The following is a 24,831-nucleotide window of genomic DNA, read 5'->3' as shown; positions in this document are numbered from 1 at the left end:
CCTCCCATCGCACCGGGGTGTCATCGAGGCAGCCCCGGTGTTTCAGGGTCAGCTGTCGGCGACCGGCAGGCCGGCGTCTTTCAGGGTCTGCCGGGAGGCGTCTCCGGCGACGGTGAGAATATCGGCCACCTTCGCGCTGCCGGCGGCCACCTCGGCTGCCTTCTCGCTCATCTTGGGGGTGACGTCCGGGAAACCAGGAATGTAGCTCCACTGCGAGGAAATCTCGTCGCCGGCTTCGGACAACACCTTGTAGACGTCCTGGTTGCCAAACTGGCGCAGCGTCTTCTCAGGCGTTGTGACAGCATCCTTGGCGGCTGGCAGCAGTCCCCGGGCTGCCAGGTCGGCCACCTGCGTGTTGAGCCAATTGTTGAACTCCATCGCCTCGGTCTTGTGACCGCAGCCCTTCATCACAGCCACACCGGAGCCGCCGTCGGGCCCGGTCATCTGGGCGCCACCGATAGTGGGGAGCTTCGCTACACGCCACTGCCCTTCGTAGGCCGTGCCGTCAAGCTTGTCCAGGGCGGAGCCGATCTCCCAGGCGGGAGCGATGTTGCCGATGAGGCTTCCGCTGGCCAGGGCCTGCTCGTATTCGCTAGACCAGCGGTTGTGGGTGAGCGCAGCCTTGGCGTCCAGTGCCTCCTGCCAGAATGTCGCCACCGCCTGGCTCTCCTCGCCGGTGGTATTGACCCTCCACTTGTTGTCGACGGCCGAATACCAGACGGCTCCGGCGGCCGCAGCCTGAGCGGAGAGGCCGTAGCCGGCCTCATCGGGCTCGAAGCCGAGGATGTACTTGCCCTGGGCAGCGGCCTTCTTGGCTGCCTCCAGGAGTTCATCGAAGGTCTTGGGCACCTCGATACCGAGGGCGTTGAACTCGGCCTCGTTGTAGAGGTACACCAGTGGCCCAGTGTCCTGGGGCAGGCCCACCATCTTACCGCCTACGGACATCTGCGCGTAGGCGCTGCTGGTGTAGTCGTCCTTGTATTTGGCGGCCTCGGCGGACACATCCTCAAGGAGGTTCTTCACGAACATCCCGGGGGCCTCGCCATATGCGACCTGGGCCAGGCAGGGAGCGGTCCCGGCTTTGACGTCAGCCTCGAGTTTGGCTGCCATCTCCGTGGCCTTGCCAGAGAACCTGGTGGCGATGACCTGGACATTCGGGTGCGTGTCATTCCATTTCTTGATGATCTCCGCCACCGGGGTCATCCCCTGCCCGTCTGAAAGGCGATGAAGGTACTCGAGCTTGATGACCTCGCCGCTGAGGGAGGTAGAGCCGGATTCTGTGGCGGACCCGCCCCCAGAGCAGCTGGTCAGAGCAAGCACTGCCGCTGACACCAGGCTGGCGACACCCATCAGACCCTTGATCCGCATTGAGCCTTCCTCCCTAGGCCGACCTTGATTCAGGAGCTGTTTCCTGACGGCACAGCACCCTGGGGATGCGGGCCAGTGAGGCTCAACGCTCATCATCTTGTCCGCATCGAATGTACAGAATTCGTCCGCTTTTCCGTTACCTCGTCATTATCATCCGTGTATGCCGTCCTCGTCGACTAAGCTGGCCGTGCCGGTCCGAAAGGCCGCCGGACAGTTTAAGGAGACACATGAGCGAGCAACTGGCCCAGGTCGGAGTAATCGGGATGGCGGTGATGGGCTCTAACCTGGCCCGCAACCTCGCCCACAAGGGATTCCGGGTGGCCCTCTATAACCGGACGGCATCCCGTACTGACGAGGTCATGAGGCTTCACGGGTCCGAGGGGGATTTCGCGCCCTCCCATGAGCTGGCGGATTTCGTGGCGTCGCTGGAGCGGCCGCGCCGCATCATCCTCATGGTCAAGGCGGGCGGGGCGACCGACGCCACCATAGATGCACTGATACCTCTCCTTCAGGAGGGAGACATCGTCGTCGATGGCGGCAACTCATACTTCCAGGACACCCGCCGACGCGAGCAGCGCCTGCGTGACCTCGGTCTCCACTTCGTCGGGGCGGGCATCTCGGGCGGTGAGGTCGGTGCGTTGGAGGGGCCCTCGATCATGCCGGGAGGCTCCGCGGAGTCCTACGAGGCGCTGGGCCCCATCCTGGAGCGGATCGCCGCCGACGCCGATGGTGAGCCGTGTTGCACCTACATCGGGACCGACGGCGCCGGGCATTTTGTGAAGATGGTTCACAACGGCATCGAATACGCCGACATGCAGTTCATCGGTGAGGCCTGGACGCTACTGAAGGCCTTGGGCCTGAGCCCGGATGAGCAGGCTGAGGTCTTCTCCTCCTGGAACCAGGGCGATCTGGACTCCTATCTCATCGAGATCACCGCCGATGTGCTGCGCAAGGCCGATCCCCGTACGGGCGTACCGCTGGTGGATGTCATCGTGGATGCGGCCGGCATGAAGGGCACCGGCACCTGGACCGTCCAGTCGGCGCTCGACCTCGGGACCCCCGTCAACACCATTGCCGAGGCCGTGTTCGCCCGCGCGGTCTCCTCCAGCCCCGAGCTCAGGGCCGCGGCCCAGGCTGCGCTGCAGGGGCCTGACGGCAGTCTGCGGGCATCCGACCGTGCCGGCTTCGTTGAGTCCATCCGGCAGGCGCTGTGGGCCAGCAAGGTGGTGGCCTACGCGCAGGGCCTCGACGAGATCCGCATGGCGGCGGCCGAGTACGGCTGGAGGATCAACATCGCCGAGGTGGCAAAAATCTGGCGTGCCGGATGCATCATCCGGGCCCGGCTGCTGGAGCGGATCCGCTCCGAGTACGCCGACGGCAACCTAGTCACCTTGCTGGAGGCCCCGTCCGTCGCCGCCGAGCTGGCAAACTGCCAGAACGCCTGGCGCCGGGTCGTCGCGGCGGCCGTCGAGTCGGGCATCCCGGTGCCTGGCTTCGCCGCCGCCCTGGCCCACTACGACCAGGTGCGTTCCCCGCGCCTCGGGGCCGCCCTGACCCAGGGGCTACGCGACTACTTTGGCGCCCACACCTACCGCCGCACCGACGATGAGGGCTCCTTCCACATCAACTGGTCCACCGACGGCACCGAGGTCGCTGCGGATTGACGGGCTTCTCGCCTCCGACGCGCAGCTGGTTTGAGGCTTCCTTTCCCGCGGCGACCGCGGTGCAGGAGGGGGCGTGGGAGGCGATCAGTGCCGGTGGGCATGTCCTGGTGGTGGCACCCACCGGTTCCGGGAAGACTCTCGCCGCCTTCCTTCATGCCCTCGACTTGCTGCTGCAGCCCGATGCCCGGCCGCGCGGCACACGGGTGGTCTACGTTTCCCCGCTGAAGGCTCTCGGGGTGGATGTAGAGCGGAACCTGCGCATCCCGCTGGCGGGGATCCGGGAGGAGGCGGCGCGGCTCGGCCACCGCGTGGCCGACGTCACTGTGGGCGTGCGGTCCGGTGACACCACGGCGCGCGACCGCAACCGGTTGCGCCGCAACCCGCCGGATGTGCTCATCACCACTCCCGAGTCGCTGTATCTGATGCTGACCTCCGCAGCCCGGGAGACGCTCCGCGGCGTCGAGACCGTGATCATCGACGAGATCCACGCCGTCGCGGGGTCGAAACGCGGCACCCACCTGGCCCTGAGCCTGGAGCGGCTGGACCTGCTGGCCGGGCGCGATGTGCAGCGCGTCGCCCTGTCCGCCACCGTGCGTCCCGTCGAGCAGGTGGCGGCGTTCCTCGGTGGCGACCGGGCCGTGAAAGTGGTGGCGCCCGCTGCCAGCAAACAGTGGGAGGTCATGGTGTCCACTCCCCCACTCACTGACCCGTGGCCTCACGTGGAGAGCGAGATCCTGGCGGCCATCCTGCGGGCACGGTCGACGCTGGTGTTCGCGAACGCCCGGCGCACGGCGGAGAAGCTGACGGCGCGCCTGAACGAGCTCTGGCTGGAGCAGGGAGGTGAGGGCGACCTGGCCCGCGCCCATCACGGCTCGGTCAGCAAACAGGTGCGGGCCGATATCGAGGAAGCGCTGAAGGAGGGCCGGCTGCGGGCAGTGGTCGCCACGAGCTCCCTGGAGCTGGGTATCGACATGGGGGCGGTCGAGCAGGTGATCCAGATCGGCGCTCCCCCGACCACGTCAAGCGCGCTGCAGCGCATGGGCCGGGCCGGGCATCGCGTGGGGGCGACGTCCCGGGGCACCGTCTATCCGCTGCATCGCGGGGAGCTGGCGGCTGCGGTCGTGACCATCTCCGACATGATCTCGGGCCACATTGAGGAGCTGCGCATCCCCACCCTGGCGCTCGATGTGCTGGCCCAGCAGACCGTGGCGGCCGCTGCCGCCGAGGGCGATGCGGGCCTGGACATCGCTGCCTGGCTACGGGCGGTGCGACGCTCCCACCCCTACGCGGGCCTGGGCGAGGCGGCTTTCGGAAGCGTGCTTCAGCTATTGCTCGGCACCTATCCCAGCGCCGACTTCTCCGAGCTGCGGGCCCGTCTTGAGAAGCAGGGTGGCCGCCTGGTGGGGTTGCCCGGCGTACAGCGGCTGGCGGTCACGTCGGGAGGCACGATCCCTGACCGGGGTCTCTACGGGGTGTTCCTGGCCGAGGGCGGCGGGCCGGGCCGGCGGGTCGGGGAGCTGGATGAGGAGATGGTGTACGAGACGCGCGTGGGTGAGACCTTCACGCTGGGTGCGTCGTCGTGGACGGTGGTTGGGATCACCCGCGACCAGGTGCTGGTGACCCCCGCACCAGGACGGCTTGGGAAGCTCCCGTTCTGGCGCGGCGACGACCAGTCCCGGCCAGCTGAGCTGGGCTGCCGGATCGGGGAGCTGCTGCGGCGCGTCAGCGAGGACCGTGTCGATTTTCCCTGGCTGGACGGGCCGACCCGGGACGAGCTGGTCGCCTTCGTGACAGAGCAGCGGGAAGCTACCGGGGTGGTGCCGGACGAGCGGACGGTGGTGGTGGAGCGGTTCCGCGACGAGCTGGGTGACTGGCGGGTGGTGGTGCACAGCCCCCTCGGCCGTGCGGTGCTGGCTCCCTGGAGCGTGGCGGTCGCAGCCCTCGTGGAGCGGCGCTCTGGGGTGGATTCCCGGCCGGTGGCGAACGATGACGGTTTCATCCTGCGGCTCCCCGATGGAGAGTTGCCGCACCTGCTGGTGCCAGAGCTGCTGCAGGTCGCACCTGATCAGGTGGAACGGCTCGTCACCGGGCAGGTGACCGGTACCTCCTTGTTCGCGGCCCGGTTCCGGGAATGCGCCTCCCGTGCCCTGCTGCTGCCCCGCCGTCATGGCCGCCGGATGCCGTTGTGGCAGCAGCGTCATCGCGCGGCACAGCTGCTCCAGGTGGCGCGCCAGCACCCGGACTTTCCCATCACCGTGGAGGCGGCCCGGGAGTGTCTCAACGACTGCTGGGACCTGAGCGGCCTGCTGGATTTGCTGGGCCGGATCCGGTCCGGACGGGTGAGACTCGTGGAGGTGGTCACCCCCTCACCCAGTCCGTTCGCTGCAACCATGCTCTACCGTTATACGGGCACCTTCATGTACGAGGGTGACCTGCCGATGGCGGAGCGGCGCGCCCAGTCGCTGGCCCTCGACCCGGCTCTGCTGTCCTCGGTCCTGGGGTCGCTGGACCTGCGAGAGCTGCTGGATCCCGGCATCGTGGCCCAGGTCCAGGCGGAGCTGCAGCACACCGCCGACGGGCACCGGGCACGAGACGTCACGGAACTGGCTGCACTGCCCCGCCGTCTGGGACCGCTATCCCGTGCCGACCTGGCGCTCCGCAGTGACATCGCCCTGCCTGATCCACTGCCCGATGCTCTGATTCCTGTGGTGATCGCGGGCGAGGAACGCCTGGCAGCCGTCTCCGATCTGGCGCTGCTGCGCGATGCGCTCGGGGTGGCGGTGCCAGTTGAGCCAGCAACTGAGCCTAGTGGCCGTGATCCCCTGACCCAGCTCGTCGCTCGTTTCGCCCGCACCCACACTCCCTTCGACGCAGCCATGCTGGCGGCGTCGCTGGGGGTTGGCAGGGCTGTGGCCCATCACATCCTGGAGGCGGAGGCGGCAGCTGAACGCCTGATCACGGGCCAGTTCACGGAGGGCAGGACCGGCCCGGAGTACTGCGACCCGGTGGTGCTGGACCGGCTGAGAAGCCGCTGCCTGGCCACTGCCCGGGCGAGCCTCGAACCTATCCCCGCTGACGGGTACGCCCGTTTCCTGCTGGACCGGCACGGCATCACAGAGCCACCACGGTCCTCCCCCGACGAGGTGCTGCTGGCCCTGCAACAGCTCGCTGGAGCGGTGCTCCCGGCCAGTCTGTGGGAGTCCCATCTCCTGCCTGCGCGCCTTGATGGATACCAGCCTGCGCACCTGGATCAGCTGCTGGCCGAAGGCGAGGTGCTGCTCAGGATCCGCAGCACCGGGACGGATCCGGCGATGACGCTCGTGGCCGCGGATGATCTGGACCTGGTGCCGTCGCCGTCCGTGGCGGGCAGCGACGAGGATGCCGCGCTCGCGGCGGGACTGGGCGACGGCCTGGTTCCCCCAGAGCAGGCAGAGGCCCTGTGGCGGGCGGCCGCTGCCGGGCTGGTCGCACCGGCCTCCATGATGACGATACGGGCCCTGCTCACCGGGAATAGATCGTCTCGCCACGCATCACGGCCCGCGACACGCACCCGGGCCAGGCGGCCCCGGCCGATGCGGCCGGCTCGCTCTGCCCCGCAACATCTGGCCGGCCGTTGGTACGTCGCCAACAACGCCTTCCCCGAGCCAGGAAAGGCGCGGCTGGCGCAGGCAGCCGGCTGGCTAGAGCGCTATGGCGTCGTGACCCGGGGAGTCGCCGAGGGCGCGCCCGGCGGCTTCGCCGCGGCCTATGGGCTGCTGAGAGAGTTCGAGGACAGTGGCCTGGTGCGACGCGGCATGCTCGTGGCAGGACTGGGCGCGGCCCAGTTCGCGTCCCCCGAGACCATCGAGACGCTACGTTCCTTCCGCGAGCCGGTCGCCTCACCCGCCCGGGTGCTCGCCGCGATGGATCCTGCAAATCCCTTCGGCCAGGTGCTGCCCTGGCCTCAGCATGAGACGGCCCGACCATCCCGCAGCGTAGGCGCTGTGGTCGTGATCGCCGGCGGCCATTGCCTGGCCTATCTGGGACGCGGCGGGCGGTCACTGGCGTTGTTTCCCTCGGACTCCCCAGACCTGACGGCAACCCAGGTGTTCCATGCCCTGGCGGAGTGTGTCGCGCAGACCCGGATGCCCCGCTTCCGCATCGAGGAAATCGACGGCGTCCGCGCCACCGCGCACCCCGCGGCGGCTACGCTCCGCGAGGCCGGCGCCGGGCTCCATCCGCAGGGCCTCGTCGTGGAGGGAGCCAGCGGCCCAGGTCGCGGGGTCCGCTGACGCGGCACCTGGGCCTTTCCCTGAGGCCAGGCCATCCGGCGCGCGGCATCCCGCCAGGACGCCTGGAATGCCACCCGCACCGCCATCCCTCCTCACGGAACCTCATCCCGTGGCGAGACCACAACACCCATAGACAAAACCATGCAAATAGGTCTGTTTCGATATACATTTACTATCATCCTGATCGAACGATGAAAGGTGATCTTCATGTCCTTGATCAACACCCCGGTCAAGCCCTTCGCCACGACCGGCTATCGCTCCGGCGCTTTCGTGGACGTCTCCAGCGATGACTTCCGGGGCAAGTGGAACGTCGTCTTCTTCTACCCGGGCGACTTCACCTTCGTGTGCCCGACCGAGCTCGCCGACCTGCAGGACGTGTATGCCGAACTCCAGTCGCTGGGTGTGGAGGTCTACTCGGTCAGCCGTGACTCGCATTTCGTCCACAAGGCCTGGCATGAGTCCTCTCCTGAGGTCAGCACCATCGAGTACACGATGCTCGGGGACGTCAATGGCGTCATCACCCAGAACTTCGACAACGCGCGCCCGGACTCCGGCCTGGCCGACCGCTCGACCTATGTCATCGACCCCGACGGCCTCATCCAGTACATCGAGACCACTCCGGACGGGGTTGGTCGCAACGCAGCGGAGCTGGTCCGCAAGATCAAGGCGGCCCAGTACATCCGCAACCACCCCGGCGAGGTGTGCCCCGCCAAGTGGGAGGAGGGCGAGGAGACGCTCACCCCGTCCTTCGACCTGGCCGGCAAGATCTGAGAGGGAAACCCCATGGTGCTGGATGCCAACGCAACTGCACAGCTCAGGAAATACCTGGAGCTCGTCTCGCTGCCTATCGAGCTTGCCGCCTCCCTCGACGACTCAGCTGCCTCTGCGAAGACACGTGACCTGCTCGACGAGATCGCGGCGCTCAGCCCCCTGGTGACCGTCACAAGCGAGCCCGACGAGCGCACCCCGTCCTTCGCGGTGCGGCGAGCGGGAACCGAGGTCTCGGTGCGTTTCGCCGGCCTGCCGATGGGACACGAGTTCGCCTCGCTGGTACTTGCCCTCGTCCAGGTCGGTGGGCACCACCCCCGCCTGGATGAGGAGACCGCTGCGGCGGTCCGGGGACTGGAGGGTGGGAAGTTCGTCACCTACATGTCCCTGACCTGTCAGAACTGCCCCACCGTGGTGCAGGCGCTCAACACCATGAGCGTCATCAACCCAAGGATCCGTCACGTGGCGGTCGAGGGCGGCACCTTCCAGGAGGAAGTGGAGGCGCGGGGCATCCGGGCGGTCCCCACCGTCTACAAGGATGGGGAACTCTTCGGGCAGGGCCGCATGGACGTCGAGGACTTCGTCGCCCGCCTGGACGCGGGGGCGGGAGCACGAATCGCCGGCTCCCTCGATGCCAAGGACCCCTTCGACGTCCTGGTCGTGGGCGGCGGTCCTGCGGGCGCCACCGCTGCGATCTATGCCGCTCGCAAGGCTTTGCGCACCGGCCTCGTGGCTGCCCGGTTCGGCGGCCAGGTGCTCGACACCATGGCGATCGAGAACTTCATCTCGGTGCCCCGCACCGAGGGGCCACGGCTCGGCGCCGCCCTGGAGGAGCACGTGCGCTCCCACGATGTGGATATCACGACAGGCGTGAAGGCCTCGGCGCTGCGCCCAGGGGGCGAGGATGGCCTGATCGAGGTCGGCTTCGAGGGTGGCGGGACGCTGCGCTCACGCAGTGTCGTCCTGGCCACGGGAGCCCACTACCGCACCATGGGGGTGCCCGGCGAGGAGGAATACCGGAACAAGGGTGTGACCTTCTGCCCGCATTGTGACGGCCCCCTGTTCAAGGGCAGGCCGGTCGCGGTGATTGGCGGCGGTAACTCGGGGATTGAGGCAGCCATCGACCTGGCGGGGGTGGCATCACACGTGACGGTCGTAGAGTTTCTCGACGATCTCAAAGCCGATGCCGTGCTGGTGGAGAGCCTTCGTTCCCTGCCCAACGTCGATGTCGTGACGTCGGCTCGCGTGACGGAAGTCACCGGCGATGGCTCCCAGGTGACGGGTCTTGACGTCGAGGACCGCTCCTCAGGGCAGGTGCGCCGGCTGGAGGTGGAGGGGGTCTTCGTTCAGATCGGCCTGTTGCCCGACACTGACTGGTTGGACGGCGTGATCGAGCGCAACCGGGCTGGTGAGATCGTCACTGATATGCGCGGCGCTACCTCGCTACCTGGGGTGTTCTCCGCTGGGGACTGTTCGGACACCCCGTACAAGCAGATCGTCATCTCCATGGGTTCAGGGGCAACTGCGGCGCTGTCCGCTTTCGATCACCTGATCCGCTCAGGCAAGACGGGCGAGACCACACCCGCTGCTACTGTCCATGCATGAATCTGCGGGACCTTGAGTACCTCGTGGCGGTGGCCGGGCAGCGGAGTTTCCGCGCAGCGGCCGCCGCCTGCGGGGTCTCGCAGCCGACCCTGTCCGTACAGATCCGCAAACTCGAAGAAGAGCTCGGCGTCATCCTGGTCGACCGTATCTCCTCGCCTCTCGTGCTGACCCCGGTCGGGCAGCGGGTGGCTGAGCAGGCGCGCAAGACCCTGGCCAGCGCCGAAGCGATCCACGTGATCGCCCAGGAGGCAACGGGCACACTGACAGAGCTGCGGCTGGGTGTCTTCCCCACCCTGGGCCCCTATCTGTTGCCGTATATCCTCCCGCAGGTCCGGCGGCACCTCCCGGATCTCCAGCTGCTGCTCACCGAGGAGAAGACCCAGCTGCTGGTTACGATGCTGCAGGCTGGCCAGCTGGATGCGGTCCTCATCGCCATGCCCGTCACTGACCCGCGCCTGGAGACGCGTCCCCTGTTCCGTGAGGAGTTCGTCCTGGCGGCGCCCGCAGGACATCCCCTGGCCGCTGTCACCGGGGCCGGCCCAGGCGAGGCGTCTTGCATCCCGCCGGCCCGCGTCGCGGAACACGAGCTGCTGGTCCTAGACGAGGGGCACTGCCTGGGCGGGCAGGTGCAGCGGTGGGCGGACGAGCATGGGGTCTGCCTGAGGCAAGACTACCGCGCCACCAGCCTAGAGTCCATGCGGCACATGATCGCCTCAGGCGGTGGCATCACGCTGCTCCCGGCCATGACGGTCCTACCCCCCGTCCCTTCGTCTCACGACCTGGCCCTGCGCCGGATCGACCCTCCCGCACCCAGCCGGGACATCGCCCTGGCCTGGCCTCACACCTCGCCGCGCGCAGCGACCCTTGAAAAGCTCGCGCAGGCGCTGGTACCGGCGGGGCAACCAGCGCAGGACGACGCGGCCCCGTCAGAGGCGCTCTCCCTGCCCGGGGCTCCCCTGCTTCAGCCGCTGTGGGAGCCTGTGGATGAGACCCCGGAGCGTTGATATGCCGCGGATCAGCTAATCAGCCGCTCCGTGAGGTCCTGCCTGACCTGCTCTGGCAGCTCGATGGGCTTCCCGGCCTGGTCCGCGGCGACCAGGATGGTGCGGCCACGGGCAAAGGGGGTGCCGTCGTCGGGATTGAAGATCTCAGCGGTGAGGGTCACCGATGTGCGGCCGAGGGCTGCCGGGGCGGTGCGCACCGCGTACGGCGCCAGCCGGTGGGGAATCTGGTTGACGTAGTCGACGTCCTGCCGGGCGATGAGCCAGTTCAGCTGGGCTCCTGGGGTTCCGGAGCGCGCCATGCCGGGGCTCCATGAGGTGGTGACGGTGATGCGCGCCTGCATCAGGTAGTCGAGGACCTTCACATTGTTGACGTGTCCGTAGGAGTCCAGATCGGACCAGCGCACCGGGCAAGGCGTCACGGATCCGCTCCGGCCGAGGTCCGGCACCTCGAGGGGCTGCAGGGGCTGCGCCTCAGCCTGATGGGTGGCTAGCCATTCCCGGTCGGTCAGGGCCAGGCGGGTGGGCACCTGGGACTCGAAGTCGAATGGGCACAGCACCGTCCTGGCCTCCACCACCCTTGTGGCGTCCTGGAACAACGAATAAGCCACGTCGAACCGGGCTCCCCCCAGGCGGGAGACCACGATCTCGGCGCCGATGCCGGCGTCTGAATAGGTGATCGGAGCCAGGTAGCGGATCTGGTGCCCGACCACCACAACCCCGGCGTCGAGCAGCTCGGTGCAGGGCCCGGACCGGAAGAAGGCAACCCGCACCTCCTGCAGGTAGTCAGCCACCACAGCGTTGTTGACATGCCCTTGGGCGTCGACGTCGGACCAGCGCAGCGCAATCGTGGTGCGGAACATGTCACTCCTCGGTGTCGTAGAGTGAGTCGACGATGTCGGCGTAACGATCTGTCACCGCCGCACGACGGATCTTCATGTTCGGGGTCACGCCATCGTTGCCGACCGTCAGCTCATGGTCGAGGATCGCGAATCGCTTCACGGTCTCCCAGCGCTCAAGCCGGGAATTCGCCTTCACCATCTGCTTCTCGATCGATGCGCGGATCTCAGGACGCTGGCTGAGCTCCGCATAGCTCAGGTGGCCCAGCTGGCGTTTCTCAGCCCAGATTCGCAGCAGCGCCGGATCGAGGACCAGGAGGGCGGAACAGTATTTGCGCCCATCACCAACCGCGATGGCCTGGGAGATGTAGGGGATGTTCGCGGTGATCGCCGCCTCCACCTTCTGCGGCGCGATGTACTTGCCGCCGGAGGTCTTGAACAGGTCCTTCTTGCGATCGGTGATAGTCAGGTTGCCCCTGGCATCGAACTCTCCCAGGTCTCCCGTGTGGTACCAGCCGTCGGTGAACGCCTCGGCTGTGATGTCCGGCAGGTTGTGATATCCAGGCGTGATGATGGGCCCCCGCAACAACACCTCGCCGTCATCCGCGATCATGGTCTCGATCCCGGGCATCACCCTCCCGACCGAGCCGAAACATGGTTCCGTGGGCAGGTTCAGGAAAGCGATCGCGGAGGTCTCGGTGGACCCGTACCCCTCCACGATCAGCAGCCCGGCGGAGTAGAACCACTCCTGCACTTGAGCGGAGAGCTTCGCCGAGCCCGAGATCATGAACTTCATGCGCCCTCCCAGCCTCGCCTTCAGTTTAGAGAACACGAGGGCGTCGGCCAGCCGGTACTTGATCGCCAGGAACCCGGGCATGGGGCGACCCGCGAGCCGGTAGCTGCGGGAGTCACGGCCGACGGCGAAGGCCCAGCGGGCGACGTGGTCCTTCAGGCCGGAGCTGCTGGTCATCACGGCAGCCCTCACCTTCTCGAAGATGCGTGGGGCGCCGCACATGAACGTGGGTTTGACCTCTCCCAGGCCTTCGACGATCCGGTCGATGCGCCCGTCGACGGCCGAGGCGAAGCCGTATGCGATCTGGCAGGCGATGAGCGCCTTGCCGAAGACGTGGCTGAGCGGGAGCCACAGGTACTGGAGGTCGGATTCGTCGATGATCTCCCAGTGCTTCGTCCCTGCCCCCTCGTAGATCCAGGATGCGTGATTGAGCCGGACCCCTTTCGGCTGGCCTGTCGTCCCGGAGGTGTAGATGAGGGTAGAGAGGGTTTCGTGGCCGGTGGTGGCGATGGCCTCGTCGACGATGCCGGGGTTCTGGTCCAGGAGTTCCGCGCCCAGGCGTTGCAGCTGCGTGTAGGAGATGACCCGGTCGTTCAGCTCCACCCCGCTGGCGTCGATGACGACGATCGTGTGGATGGTCTTGGCCAGGAACGGGCTCGCGTTCACCTTCGCCAGTTGTGAAGCATCCTCGACCACGGCGATGCAGGTCCCGGAATCGCCCAGGATGAAGTCCACATCCCCAGCAGCTGTGTTGGGGTAGACCGTCGTGGTGGCGCCCGCTGCGCAGGCCACCGCGAGATCCATCAGAATCCATTCGAGCCGCGTGCTGGAGATGATGCCCACCCGCTGTTCCCGGGCCAGTCCCCGGGCAAGCAGACCCGCAGCCAGCTGGTCCACCAGAACCCGAGACTCCGCCCACGTGTAGCGGGACCACTGGTTGGGCCCCTGCGGTGCGCGATCCGGATCAAGGAAAGCCAGGCTGTTGGGCGTCTTGGCAACTCTACGCCGGAACATGTCACCCACCGAGCTGGCGAAGCTGAGCAGTTCTTCCTGAAGACTCATCGATACTCCTCGAGACATGGCGCTGCGAGCCTAACCGAACACCAGGGTCTATTCCACAATTTTGCGACGCTGGACCCCCTGTCTGGTTAGGATTGCGAAGTGACCGAGGTCCAATGGTTAGATGATGATCAACAGCAAATCTGGCGTTCCTGGCTGCGAGCTACTCATCGCATACAGAGCTACCTCGATGCCGATCTTCGGCTTGATGGCCTTGATCTGGCTGAATACGAGATACTCGTCACCCTCTCCGAGGCGCCGGGGAAGCAATTACGTATGAGCGAGCTGGCACACGCAGTCAGCCAGTCTCGCTCCCGCTTAACGCACACCGTCAAACGTCTCGAAGTCAGGGGGCACGCAGAACGCACGAACTGCGCCGACGACGGTCGCGGAGTATTAGCCTCGCTTACATCCGCGGGCATAAATTTCCTGGCGCAGGTCGCCCCCGGGCATGTGGCCGCGGTGCGGCGGATTCTGATTGACGCTGTTGAACCCGATGATCTAGAGGCTCTGGGCCGGGCCTGCGCTGCCATCCTGGCTGTCCCTGATTACGATGAACGTTCGTGAATCCAGTCAAGCAGTTTCGTGACCGACTAGGTGACTTAACCCGCTTACTGGATGATTCGACGCTCACCCGCGCCATCTATTCCTCCGACGCCTCCCTGTACCGGGTGCCACCTCTGCTGGTGGCATACCCCGAGGACCGCGATCAGCTGATCGCGGTGGCGCGTGCTGCCCTGGCCTGCCGCCTACCGGTCACGGTGCGTGGCGCGGGGACTTCCTGTGCAGGCAACGCCGTCGGGGAAGGCCTCGTGATAGACGTCGCCAAACACCTGAACCACATCCACGTCATCGACGAGGAAACCCGCACCGCTGTGATCGACCCTGGGGTGGTCCAGGAGAAATTGCAGCGGGCGGCTGCACCCCATGGGCTGAGGCTCGGCCCCGACCCGTCCACCTCGTCGAGGTGCACCGTCGGCGGGATGATCGGGAACAACGCCTGTGGACCGCGGGCGCTGGGCTATGGCCGCATGTCTGACAACGTGGTGGAGCTGGAGATCATCGACGGCCACGGCCAGCTGCGGGTCCTGGGCCACGACGACTTCCCGGAGCTGCGTTCCCTGGTGATGGCGAACCTGGGTGTGATCCGGACCCAGTTCGGCCGGTTCTCACGCCAGGTCTCCGGCTACTCCATGGAGCATCTGCTGCCCGAGAGACGCTTCAACGTGGCGAAGTTCTTCGCAGGTACCGAGGGCACCCTCGGGATCATCACCCGCGCCACGGTGCGCCTGACCCCCGATCCGCCGCATCGCCTGATGGTGGCGCTCGGCTATCCGTCGATGGACCGCGCCGGCGACGACATCTCCCGCCTGCTGAAATTCCGGCCCACGGCCTGCGAGGGACTGGACCGCCGCATCGTCGATGTCGTGATCCGCAAACGCGGAACCGGTTCCGTCGGGCGGCTGCCGGACGGCGAAGGCTGGATGTTCGTCGAACTGGCCGGCGAGGATCCGGCCGAGGTCCACGCCCGCGCCGAAGCCCTGCTGGCTGAGGCCGCCACGGACGCGGGATGGATCGTCGAGGATCAGGCACAGGCCACGTCGCTGTGGAAACTACGAGCGGACGGGGCCGGCCTGGCGGGGGTGTCGCTGGACAAACCCGCCTACGGCAGCTGGGAGGATGCGGCGGTTCCCCCAGAGCACCTGGGCGACTACCTGCGCGACTTCGAGTCCCTCCTGGCGCGGCATGGCCTGCACTCGATGCCCTACGGCCACTTCGGCGACGGCTGCGTCCATGCCCGCATCGACTTTCCCTTCGAGGCCCCAGACGGCCAGGCCCGGTACCGCGCCTTCATGCTGGAGGCGGCCGAGCTGGTGGCCTCGCACGGCGGGTCGATGTCCGGAGAGCACGGTGACGGGCGCGCCCGCTCGGAGCTGCTCCCCAGGATGTACTCCCCCGAGGCGCTGAGGCTGTTCGGCGAGGTCAAGCATCTGTTCGACCCCGAGAACCTCCTCAACCCCGGGGTGCTGGTCGACCCCGCTCCCACGGACGCGAACCTCCGGATGGTGGCTGCCACCGTCTCTCCGCTCAATGTGGCAGATCCCGCGTTCGTGACCCAGGTGCACCAGTGCTCCGGGGTCGGGAAATGCCTGTCCAACACCACCGCAGCCGGCGGCGTGATGTGCCCCAGCTACCAGGCCACCCGCGACGAGAAGGACTCCACCCGGGGCCGAGCCAGAGCGTTGCAGGAGATGGTCAACGGCTCCCTCATCACCGGCGGATGGCGATCCCCGGAGGTGGCCGAGGCTCTCGACTTGTGCCTGTCGTGCAAGGGATGCTCCCGCGACTGCCCCACCGGCATCGACATGGCCGCCTACAAAGCACGTGTCACCTACGAGCGTCTCAAGGGACGGCTGCGGCCCCGCAACCACTACTCGCTGGGCTGGCTGCCGCGCTGGGGACGGCTCATCACGAAGATCCCCGGCATCGGGCCGCTAATCAATATCGTGGGCGCCGCACCAGGGCTCGGGGCGGTCATGAAATGGGCTGCCGGGGTCGATGGCAGGCGTCAGATCCCCCGGTTCGCATCGCGGTCGGCCCGTCGCCGCACTCCTCTGCCCACGGGCGGCTCCAAGGGGCCTGTCCTGATCTGGGTGGACTCGTTCAGCGACTGCTTCGAGTCGGGGTCCTTCGCGGCGATGGTGCAGGTCCTGGCCCGGCTCGGCTACGAGCCCCAGGTCCTGGACGAACGGGCATGCTGCGGCCTGACGTGGATCTCGACGGGGCAGCTCGACGGCGCCCGCCGCCAGCTCCGGCACGCGGCCGCCGTGCTGGCGCCGTTCGTTGCCGGCGGGATCCCCATCATCGGGGTTGAGCCGAGTTGCACCAGCGTGTGGCGCTCCGACGCCCCCGAGCTGCTGCCCCAGGACGAGAATGTGAAGGCGCTGAGGGGAAAGGTCCTGACGCTGGCGGAATTCCTGACCCAGGACCCGGACCTCCAGCCCCCCGATCTGAGCGGGCACACCATCGTCGCCCAGCCCCACTGCCATCACGCCTCCGTGATCGGCTGGCAGGCCGACCAGGCCCTGGTGAAGGCGACCGGGGCCGATCTGGTGCAGGTGGGTGGCTGCTGTGGCCTGGCTGGCAACTTCGGCGTCGAGATCGGACACCACGAAGTGAGCGTCAAGGTCTTCGAGCACGACCTGGGACCCGCGGTCGAGGCCCATCCGGAGGCCATCGTGCTGGCCGACGGCTTCAGCTGCCAGACCCAGCTGAAAGGCCTGGCAGGCCGCGACTCAATGAGCCTCGCCGAGCTATTCGCCACCTACCCACCCGCCGCCCGCTGACTGCAGAACCACAATGGAAGTAGTGCAAAACCACAACCAAACTGCTGCAGAATCACAACCAAACTGCTGCAGAACCACAATGAAATTGCTGCAGAATCACAATGAAATTGCTGCAGAATCACAATGCTCCAGCTAGGATCTTCCCATGGAGTTGCGAGATCGTCACCTGGGACCAATCGCCGGCGAGGTCATGGGCACATTCCCAGCGATGATGCTGCTTGGCGCCCGTCAGGTCGGGAAGTCAACACTCACTCACCTGCTGGACCTGCCGCAGGCCAGGTATATGACCTTGGACGATACGGCCACCCTGAACAGTGCCTTGGAAGATCCTGTTGGCTTCATCACCTCTGGTGGAACAGAAACTCTGGTGATCGATGAGCTGCAGAGATGTCCAGAGCTTCTACTGGAGATAAAGGCCAGCATCGATAGGGACCGTCGCCCAGGTCGTTTCCTCCTGACCGGCTCCGCCGATCTGTTACGCCTGGAAAGGACCCCCGACTCCCTGGCTGGCCGGGCCATCCTGATGAATCTCGAGGGATTTTCACAAGGCGAGCTGCGCCGCAAACAGGATGATTTCATCACACATCTGGAAACCGTTGGCCCAGGACACAGCAAAAACTCAGCATTAAGCAGGCCTGACTACGCTGGAATACTTATCCGGGGAGGTTTCCCAGAGGTGCAGGATCTCAGCGCACGCTCTCGCCGCCTGTGGTTTAGCTCCTATATGAGTCAAATAGTTCAACGCGACGCCCGTGACACGATTGCAACGAACCAGCCTGAGCGCCTGGCCAGCATCCTCGACGTGATTGCCGCAAACCAGGGAGGAGAACTCGTCAAGTCTCACCTGGCTTCACAAGCCGAGCTTCCGGCCTCCACCGCCAACCTCTACCTGGATGCGCTTCAACGTCTCTACATGATTTACCTCCTGCCCCCCTGGACCAATAACTCCTTGAAACGGGTCACAGGAAAGCCAAAGGCAGGCATCAGGGACGTCGGCTTGGCCTCACACCTTCTGGGGACGACATCAGAGCGCCTCGCCAGCACGACAAGTCCTCACATAGGGGGATTGCTGGAGAGCTTCGTGGCGACCGAACTGATGAAACAACAGGGGTGGTCGGAATCCGATTTCACCCTGGGGCATTATCGCGACTCCCTGGGAAGCGAGATCGACATCATCGTCGAAATGTCGGATGAAAGTGTATGGGGAATCGAGGTAAAGGCGACACAGACGCTGCGCACTGACCATTTCAAGCACCTGAAGAAGCTCAAGGAGAGACTCGGTGACCGCTGCCGAGGTGGCATTGTCTTGAGTCTATATCCCCAGAATGTAGGCATGGGGCCTGGTTTCTGGGGAATGCCAGTCTCAGCTCTCTGGGAACACTGATAATATTCACCGCAATCCAATGCGCAGGTATGGCATGGGATTCTACGGGTAATCCTCGTGACTCACGTCAGAGGCCGGCGGGAGATCAGGCATCGCGTCTCGCCCAGGTCACCAGGGCGGTCAGCCATAGCAGCGCCACCCACCCGGCCAGGGCGGTGGCGGACTGCATGACGGGATGTTCTGGGCTGGCCGCGAACAGGTCGGCTCCGGCGGCCCCTGGGAGCCAGCTGGCCAGCCGGGTGTAGGGCAGCAGCATGGGTGGTAGGACCACAAGGAAGACCAGCGCTGTGGTGAGGGCCGGCACCAGCTGACGCAGTACCAGCCCGATGGCGTAGCCGAGCAGTCCCATCGCCACCAGGTAGGCCGCCGCTCCGGGCAGTCTCCACTCCCCCGCGCCGGCCAGCAGCCACAGTCCCAGCACGGCCACCAGGGCGGCTGCCAGGAGGGCACCCGCGGCCGTCGCCAGCTTGGCCACCCCCACTTGGGCGCGGCAGGGCATCGCGGCGCAGGTGGTTAACACCTGGCGTCCGGCGTACTCTCCTGTGGCCGCCATCACGCCTAGCAGGATGAGCCCCAGCGCCGCGAACCTCGGCACCAGCTGCAGCGTCTGCTCGGCTCCCCGAGGGCCTGACATCATCGCCGCCAGCAGCCAGGAGCAGCCCGTGGTGACCGCAGCCACCAGCCAGAGACCAGGAAGCCATAGCTTGCGCCACTCCGCTGTGATCACCCCCATCTCAGGCCTCCCTTCGAGCATGCACCAGCACTGTCAAGACAATGGCGCCGACCACCCAGGCAGCCCCCACCAGCATTCCAGTGGCTGGTTCCAGGGGATCCGGGATGTCGGTGTCGGTCATGAAGGACGACGTCAGCGCCAGATCGGGTGCGTAGCGGGCCAGCGGCGTGATCTTAGAGAGCAGGAACGTGAACGAGACCGCCGAGGAGTTGACGATCAGCAGCGTCAGCGCCAGAGCCCCGCCACGCAGGAGCTCCGCCAGGGCAGCCGCCACCATGGTCATCACCACGAGGAGCATCACCACTCCCGCGCACCGGGACCACAGGGCCCCACCCAGATCGGTCGCCAGCTCTCCCAGCGCCCAGCGTGAGATCGCCAGCGTCGACGCTGTGGAGGCGATGGCGAGAACGGTGGCAGACAGCAAGAGCACCACGAGTTTCGCAACCATCCGCATCGTCCCCTGGGGCACGGCGGTCATGCTGGTGGTGAGCTGCCTGCCCCTCCCGACAGCCTGGGCATTACGGGCGTATTCGCTGGAGGTGGCGAGCACGCCGAGCACCACGAACCCGATCTGGGCCAGGATGAGAGAAGCGAAACCGGAGTCGGTGGTGGACGTATCGATCAGCGGTCCGAGGTCACCGGTCTCCACGGCATGACGGACCTGGAAAGCATCTAGCCACGCCAGGAGTGCCGGGACCACCATCGCCAGGAACACGGCAAGCCAGCTTCCGGGGAGTGTGTACAGCTTCAGCGCCTCGGCGCGCAACGCCCCTCTCATGCCCGGCCCTCCACGTGCGCAAAGAAGGCCTCCTCCAGGCTGGGATACCCGGCCTGGACGTCCTCGATGCTGCCCTGGGCCCGGATCCTGCCCTCCGCTATCACCACCACGTCATCAACGATCTCCGCGAGCTCGCCGATGAGATGACTGGAGAGCAGCACTGTGCCTCCCGCATCGGCATGGGCGCGAAGCAGCTGGCGGATCCACCTGACACCCTGTGGGTCGAGGCCGTTGACCGGTTCGTCGAGGACCAACCGCTCCGGTTTCCCCAGCAGGGCGGTCGCCAATCCGAGTCGCTGCCCCATGCCCAGCGAATAGGTGCCCACCCGCCGATTGGCGTCGGCCGCCAACCCAACCTCCTGGAGGACCTGCGGCACCCGTGAGGCCGGGATGCCGTTGCTGGCCGCCACCCAGCGCAGATGGGCCCGTGCGGTGCGCGATGGGTGCGCCGCGGCCCCGCCCAGCATGGAGCCGACGTGCCGCAGAGGGTGATGGAGGTCCCGGTACGCGCGGCCGTCGATGGTGGCTTTGCCCGCCGCAGCCCGGTCCAGGCCGAGGAGGATGCGTAGGCTCGATGACTTGCCGGCGCCGTTCGGCCCCACGAATCCTGTCACCCGTCCGGGACGCGCCTCGAAGCTCACCGCTTCGAGTATCCGGCGGCCGCCACGGGTTTTGGAGACCTTGTCGAATCTGATCATGGCGGCAATGCTGCTGCACCAGGTCGCAGCGTCCATCGGGCCTGGTGGTGATTGTCCCGTGGCCTCTAGGACCAGAGGATCTCAGCCCCTGGGCTGAAGACGGATGGGATGCTGGCGGCTAGCATCACCACATGCGTTCGCTGACCACCTGGGTGATGGTCATTCTGACACTGCTCGGCTTCCTAGCGATCACGGTGCTCATGGATGTCCCCAGCGCCATGGCGCTGCTGCCGCTGCTGTTCGCAGCCGCCGGGGTCCTCTGGATCTGGCGGCTGGCCCGGGTCATGGAGCGCCGCCAGGCCAGGCAGCTGCAGGCCCAGCAGGTGGCAGCTGCGGTGGCGGCGGAGCGGCTGACGATAGCCCGCGACCTCCACGACCTGGTGTCCCACGGCCTCGGTCTGATCACGGTGCGGGCCGCCGTGGCCCGTAGCGTGGACGCCACCTCACCGGACCGTCTGATGGCTGCGCTCGGTGACATCGAGCAGGCCAGCCGGGCCACCACCCTGGAGCTGCGCCGGATGCTCCAGGTCTTGCGCGCCAGCCAGTCACCGCCGCTGTCACCAGCTCCGGGAGCGCCAAACTGGCAGGAGAGCATCACAGCCGCCGAACGGGCAGGGCTAACGGTTGAGGCCGCAGGAACCAGTGTGGCTGTCAACAGCAACGGGGTGGCGCTGGCCGTCCACCGCATCCTCCAGGAGGGGCTGGCGAACGTGACCAGGCATGCCGGTCCCACGAAGGTCCGCATCGATCTGACCCGCAACGGGGACACGCTCTGCCTCACTATGGCGGACGAGGGCCCGGTTCCGGGGTGGCGGGCGCGTCCCGGCGCGGGCCATGGCCTGCTGGGCCTTCAGGAACGCGTCGCCGCCCTGGGCGGGGAGCTCAGCCACAGCTCCTCCCCCGCGGGTTTCCGCCTCGTGGCTGAGCTCCCAGACCCAGAGCCTACCGATGCCTGAGATCCGCGTCGTGATCGCCGACGACCAGCAGCTGCTGCGCCAAGTCCCTGGTGCACCTTCTAGACCACCAGCCCGGCATCCGGGTCGTCGCGGAGGCTGCCACCGGTGTCGAGGCCGTGTCGGTCACCCGCGAGCTGGCACCTGATGTCGTGCTGATGGACATCCGCATGCCGCAGCTGGACGGGATCGCTGCGACCCGTTCCATCGCCCGTGACCCGCGCCTGGCCGAAACCCGGGTGCTGGTGCTGACGATGTTCGGCCTGGACGAGTATGTCTTCGGAGCACTGCGGGCGGGTGCCTCCGGTTTCCTGTTGAAGGACGCCACCCCGGATGCACTCATCAATGCGGTCCGCACGGTCGCGGCGGGCCAGTCGCTGCTGGCCCCGTCGGCAGTGACCACCCTCGTGGAACGCTGGCTTCCTACCGAGACCCCGCGCGGGAACGTGGCAGGCCTGACACCACGGCAGACCCAGATCCTGCGGCTCGTGGCCCGCGGGTTGTCGAACGAGCAGATAGAACAGGAACTGCACATCAGCCACGCCACCTGCAAAACCCACATCTCGGCGCTACTGAGCAGACTGCAGGCCCGCGACCGCGCCCAGCTGGTGATCGCCGCCTACGAGAACGGTCTGGTGAGCCCCGGCTCGCCCAGCTGAACCAGGCGTCTCAAAGCGCCAGCAGCGGAGCCAGGAACTCACCCGTCGCCGACCCCTCTGCCCGGGCGATCTCCTCGGGTGTGCCGGTGGCCACCACCTCGCCACCCCGGGAACCGCCGCCCGGCCCCATGTCGATGATCCAGTCGGCAGCCTTGATGACGTCGAGGTTGTGCTCGATTACCACCACGGTGTTTCCCGCATCCACGAGACGATGCAGCACGGCCAGCAGCTTGCGGATGTCCTCGAAGTGCAGGCCCGTGGTGGGCTCGTCAAGCACATAGAGGGTGCGGCCCGTGGAGCGTTTCTGCAGCTCCGCGGCGAGCTTCACACGCTGGGCCTCACCACCGGAGAGAGTGGTGGCGGGTTGTCCGAGACGCACGTATCCGAGGCCGACTTCCTCGAGGGTCCTCAGATGCCGGGCTATCGCGGGGATTGATTCGAAGAACCGCACCCCCTCGGTGATGGACATCTCCAGCACCTCGGAGATGGACTTGCCCTTGTAGTGCACCTCAAGGGTTTCGCGGTTGTAGCGCGCCCCGTGGCATACCTCGCAGGGCACGTAGACATCGGGAAGAAAGTTCATCTCGATCTTGATGGTGCCGTCACCAGAGCAGTTCTCGCAGCGGCCGCCCTTGACGTTGAAGGAGAACCGGCCGGGCAGATAGCCACGAACCTTCGCCTCCGGCGTGGTGGCAAATAGTCCTCGGATCTTGTCGAAAACCCCGGTGTAGGTGGCCGGATTGGATCGCGGGGTACGTCCGATGGGCGACTGGTCCACCTGGATCACCTTGTCCAGATGCTCCAGGCCCCTCAACCTCCGGTGCTTCCCGGGAACGGCCTTCGCCCCGTAGATCTGTTTCGCCGCCGCAGTGTAGAGGATCGAGTTGACCAGCGACGACTTGCCGGACCCGGACACCCCCGTCACCGCGATGAACCGCCCCAGCGGGAATGTGACGTCCACGTCCCGCAGGTTGTTCTCCGAGGCACCGACGACAGTGACCGCGTTGCCGTTCCCGGGACGCCTGAGTGTGGGCACGTCGATGGCGAGCTGCCCCGACAGGTAGCGCCCCGTCATCGACTCCTCACTGGCCAGCAGATCTTCGACGGGCCCCGAAACCACGACCTCGCCGCCGTATTCCCCGGCGCCCGGGCCGATGTCCACCACCCAGTCGGCAGCGCGGACGGTGTCCTCGTCGTGCTCCACGACGATCAGCGTGTTCCCCAGGTCACGCAGCCGCTCAAGGGTTTCGATCAGCCGCAGGTTGTCACGCTGGTGCAGGCCGATGCTGGGCTCGTCCAGGACATAAAGCACCCCGACCAGTCCCGAGCCGATCTGCGTCGCCAGGCGGATGCGCTGCGCCTCACCACCCGACAGCGACCCGGCGGCGCGGGACAACGTCAGGTAGTCCAGCCCCACGTCCAGCAGGAAACGTAGCCGCTCCCGGATCTCCTTGACCACCCGTTCCGCGATCCGCACCTCCCGCTCGTTCAGCGACAGGGCATCCAGGTACTCGAAGGCCTCCCCGATGGACAGGTCAGCCACCTCCGCGATGTTCTTGCCCGCCACGGTGACGCCCAGGGTCTCGGGCCGCAGCCGGGTACCGCCACAGGAATGGCAGTCGATCTCCCGCATGTACCCGCCCCAGCGATCACGCGCCGAGTCGGTCTCGGCCTCAGCGTAGCGGCGGCGCACGAACGGCAGGATGCCCTCGTACTTCTGGGAGAAGGACCTGGTCCGCCCGAACCGGTTGCGGAAACTCACCACCACGGCCCCAGGGACGCCGTGCAGCAGCACCTTCCGGTGCTTGGCCGCCAAATCCTGCCACGGGGTGCGCATGTCGAAGCCATACTCAGCAGACAGGGCCTCCAGGACGTGCTCGAAATGCCCCTTCAGATGGGGGGTGTTCCAGGGAGCCATGGCGCCGTCAGCGAGGCTGAGGGTCTCGTCGGGGATGATGAGCTCAGGATCGGGCTCCAGCATGGTGCCGAGCCCGGAACACTCAGAGCAGGCCCCCCAAGGCCCGTTGAACGAGAACTGCCTGGGCTCCAGCTCATCGATGGCCACATCATGCTCGTTGGGGCAGCCGAGTTTCTCCGAGAAACGCTTCTCGCGCTCAGGATCATCCGCCTCAAGATCCACGAACTCCACGCCAACCACGCCATGGGCCAGCTGCAGGGCGGCCTCCACCGACTCGGTGATCCGCTGTTTGGCGGAGGCCTTCACGACCACCCTGTCAACCACCACGTCCACGTCGTGCTTACGTTTCTTGTCGAGCGACGGAGGCTCGGTGAGCGAATACAGCCTCCCGTCGACACGCACCCGGGCGTAGCCGTCGGCGACGAGCTGCCGGAAGGTCTCCTGGAACTCACCCTTGCGGCCACGCACGATGGGGGCGAGCACCTGGAAGCGTGTGCCCTCGGCCATGCCCATCAGGCGGTCGACGATCTGCTGCGGGCTCTGCTTCCCGATGGCGACCCCGCATTCCGGGCAGTGCGGGATGCCGATGCGGGCGAACAGCAGCCGCAGGTAGTCGTAGACCTCCGTAATGGTGCCGACCGTCGAGCGGGGATTCCGGGAGGTAGATTTCTGGTCGATGGACACCGCGGGCGAAAGCCCCTCGATGAAGTCGCAGTCCGGTTTGTCCATCTGCCCCAGGAACTGCCTGGCATAGGCCGACAGGGACTCGACGTAGCGCCGCTGCCCCTCCGCGAAGATCGTGTCGAAGGCCAGCGACGACTTACCCGATCCACTCAGCCCAGTGAACACGATCAGGGAGTCCCTAGGCAGGTCCAGGGAGACGTTCTTGAGGTTGTGAACACGGGCACCGCGTACGAGGATTCCGCGTTGGGCAGGTCGAGCAGTCACGGTCACACATGGTATGCCGCCACGCTGACAATTCACCTTTGATAG

General features: G+C 66.6%; 17 protein-coding genes. 10 read left to right on the top strand and 7 right to left on the bottom strand.

Annotated elements, in window-relative coordinates:
- Window positions 1–48: 48 nt before the first annotated feature.
- A complete protein-coding gene (locus tag SK1NUM_RS06215) occupies window positions 49–1,353 on the bottom strand; it encodes an ABC transporter substrate-binding protein (protein ID WP_396020929.1) in 1,305 nt (434 codons plus the stop codon).
- 242 nt (window positions 1,354–1,595) lie between these two features.
- On the opposite strand from SK1NUM_RS06215, the gene gndA reads away from it, so the two are divergent.
- From gndA to SK1NUM_RS06190, 5 genes are all read left to right on the top strand, one after another.
- Entirely contained in the window at window positions 1,596–3,032 is a 1,437-nt protein-coding gene (gene gndA / locus SK1NUM_RS06210) for an NADP-dependent phosphogluconate dehydrogenase (protein ID WP_212326724.1), read from the top strand.
- Window positions 3,029–7,303, top strand: a complete 4,275-nt coding sequence (locus SK1NUM_RS06205) for a DEAD/DEAH box helicase (RefSeq protein ID WP_212326722.1) — start codon at window positions 3,029–3,031, stop codon at window positions 7,301–7,303. The genes gndA and SK1NUM_RS06205 overlap by 4 nt, the downstream gene beginning before the upstream one ends.
- Before the next feature lie 207 nt (window positions 7,304–7,510).
- A complete protein-coding gene (gene ahpC, locus SK1NUM_RS06200) occupies window positions 7,511–8,074 on the top strand; it encodes an alkyl hydroperoxide reductase subunit C (RefSeq protein WP_212326714.1) in 564 nt (187 codons plus the stop codon).
- Between the two features lie 15 nt (window positions 8,075–8,089).
- The gene (ahpF, locus tag SK1NUM_RS06195) at window positions 8,090–9,676 is read left to right on the top strand and encodes an alkyl hydroperoxide reductase subunit F (RefSeq protein WP_212327545.1); all 1,587 of its coding nucleotides are present in this window, start codon (window positions 8,090–8,092) and stop codon (window positions 9,674–9,676) included.
- Window positions 9,673–10,680 (top strand): LysR substrate-binding domain-containing protein, encoded by a 1,008-nt coding sequence (locus tag SK1NUM_RS06190; RefSeq protein WP_212326713.1) that lies wholly within the window; start codon window positions 9,673–9,675, stop codon window positions 10,678–10,680. The genes ahpF and SK1NUM_RS06190 overlap by 4 nt, the downstream gene beginning before the upstream one ends.
- An 11-nt stretch (window positions 10,681–10,691) precedes the next feature.
- On the opposite strand, the gene SK1NUM_RS06185 is transcribed toward SK1NUM_RS06190, so the two are convergent.
- Complete coding sequence (locus SK1NUM_RS06185) at window positions 10,692–11,540, bottom strand: acyl-CoA thioesterase (RefSeq protein ID WP_212326711.1); 849 nt, start codon at window positions 11,538–11,540, stop codon at window positions 10,692–10,694.
- Between the two features lies 1 nt (window position 11,541).
- Window positions 11,542–13,371: an AMP-dependent synthetase/ligase gene (locus SK1NUM_RS06180; RefSeq protein WP_212326709.1), complete on the bottom strand. Its 1,830-nt coding sequence runs from the start codon at window positions 13,369–13,371 to the stop codon at window positions 11,542–11,544.
- Window positions 13,372–13,470: 99 nt separating this feature from the next.
- Here SK1NUM_RS06180 and SK1NUM_RS06175 point away from each other — a divergent pair, with 99 nt between their 5' ends.
- From SK1NUM_RS06175 to SK1NUM_RS06165, 3 genes are all read left to right on the top strand, one after another.
- Window positions 13,471–13,935, top strand: coding sequence for a MarR family winged helix-turn-helix transcriptional regulator (locus tag SK1NUM_RS06175; protein ID WP_212326707.1), 465 nt, complete (start codon window positions 13,471–13,473; stop codon window positions 13,933–13,935).
- Window positions 13,932–16,715 carry an FAD-binding and (Fe-S)-binding domain-containing protein gene (locus tag SK1NUM_RS06170; protein WP_212326705.1) on the top strand — a complete coding sequence of 928 codons (2,784 nt, stop codon included), beginning with the start codon at window positions 13,932–13,934 and terminating at the stop codon, window positions 16,713–16,715. Before SK1NUM_RS06175 ends, SK1NUM_RS06170 begins: the two co-directional genes overlap by 4 nt.
- A gap of 145 nt (window positions 16,716–16,860) precedes the next feature.
- Window positions 16,861–18,099, top strand: coding sequence for an ATP-binding protein (locus SK1NUM_RS06165; protein ID WP_212326703.1), 1,239 nt, complete (start codon window positions 16,861–16,863; stop codon window positions 18,097–18,099).
- 85 nt (window positions 18,100–18,184) lie between these two features.
- On the opposite strand, the gene SK1NUM_RS06160 is transcribed toward SK1NUM_RS06165, so the two are convergent.
- Genes SK1NUM_RS06160 through SK1NUM_RS06150 form a run of 3 tightly spaced genes read right to left on the bottom strand, consistent with a single transcriptional unit; the run spans window position 18,185 to window position 20,308 of the window.
- Entirely contained in the window at window positions 18,185–18,832 is a 648-nt protein-coding gene (locus SK1NUM_RS06160; protein ID WP_212326701.1) for a hypothetical protein, read from the bottom strand.
- Window position 18,833: 1 nt separating this feature from the next.
- Window positions 18,834–19,610: a hypothetical protein gene (locus SK1NUM_RS06155; RefSeq protein WP_212326699.1), complete on the bottom strand. Its 777-nt coding sequence runs from the start codon at window positions 19,608–19,610 to the stop codon at window positions 18,834–18,836.
- Window positions 19,607–20,308, bottom strand: coding sequence for an ATP-binding cassette domain-containing protein (locus SK1NUM_RS06150; protein WP_212326691.1), 702 nt, complete (start codon window positions 20,306–20,308; stop codon window positions 19,607–19,609). Before SK1NUM_RS06150 ends, SK1NUM_RS06155 begins: the two co-directional genes overlap by 4 nt.
- 131 nt (window positions 20,309–20,439) lie before the next feature.
- Between SK1NUM_RS06150 and SK1NUM_RS06145 the strand changes: the two genes are divergently transcribed.
- Together SK1NUM_RS06145 and SK1NUM_RS06140 are read left to right on the top strand one after the other, a co-directional pair.
- Window positions 20,440–21,264 (top strand): sensor histidine kinase, encoded by an 825-nt coding sequence (locus SK1NUM_RS06145; RefSeq protein WP_212326689.1) that lies wholly within the window; start codon window positions 20,440–20,442, stop codon window positions 21,262–21,264.
- A 50-nt stretch (window positions 21,265–21,314) separates the two neighbouring features.
- Complete coding sequence (locus SK1NUM_RS06140) at window positions 21,315–21,920, top strand: response regulator (RefSeq protein WP_317988076.1); 606 nt, start codon at window positions 21,315–21,317, stop codon at window positions 21,918–21,920.
- Window positions 21,921–21,930: 10 nt separating this feature from the next.
- On the opposite strand, the gene uvrA is transcribed toward SK1NUM_RS06140, so the two are convergent.
- Window positions 21,931–24,786: an excinuclease ABC subunit UvrA gene (gene uvrA, locus SK1NUM_RS06135; RefSeq protein ID WP_317988075.1), complete on the bottom strand. Its 2,856-nt coding sequence runs from the start codon at window positions 24,784–24,786 to the stop codon at window positions 21,931–21,933.
- Window positions 24,787–24,831 lie beyond the last annotated feature (45 nt).

The organism is Arachnia rubra (assembly GCF_019973735.1).
In the GTDB taxonomy this organism is placed as follows: domain Bacteria; phylum Actinomycetota; class Actinomycetes; order Propionibacteriales; family Propionibacteriaceae; genus Arachnia; species Arachnia rubra.
Note: the sequence above shows the minus strand (reverse complement) of the source record. Positions and strands in the feature narration are given on the sequence as shown.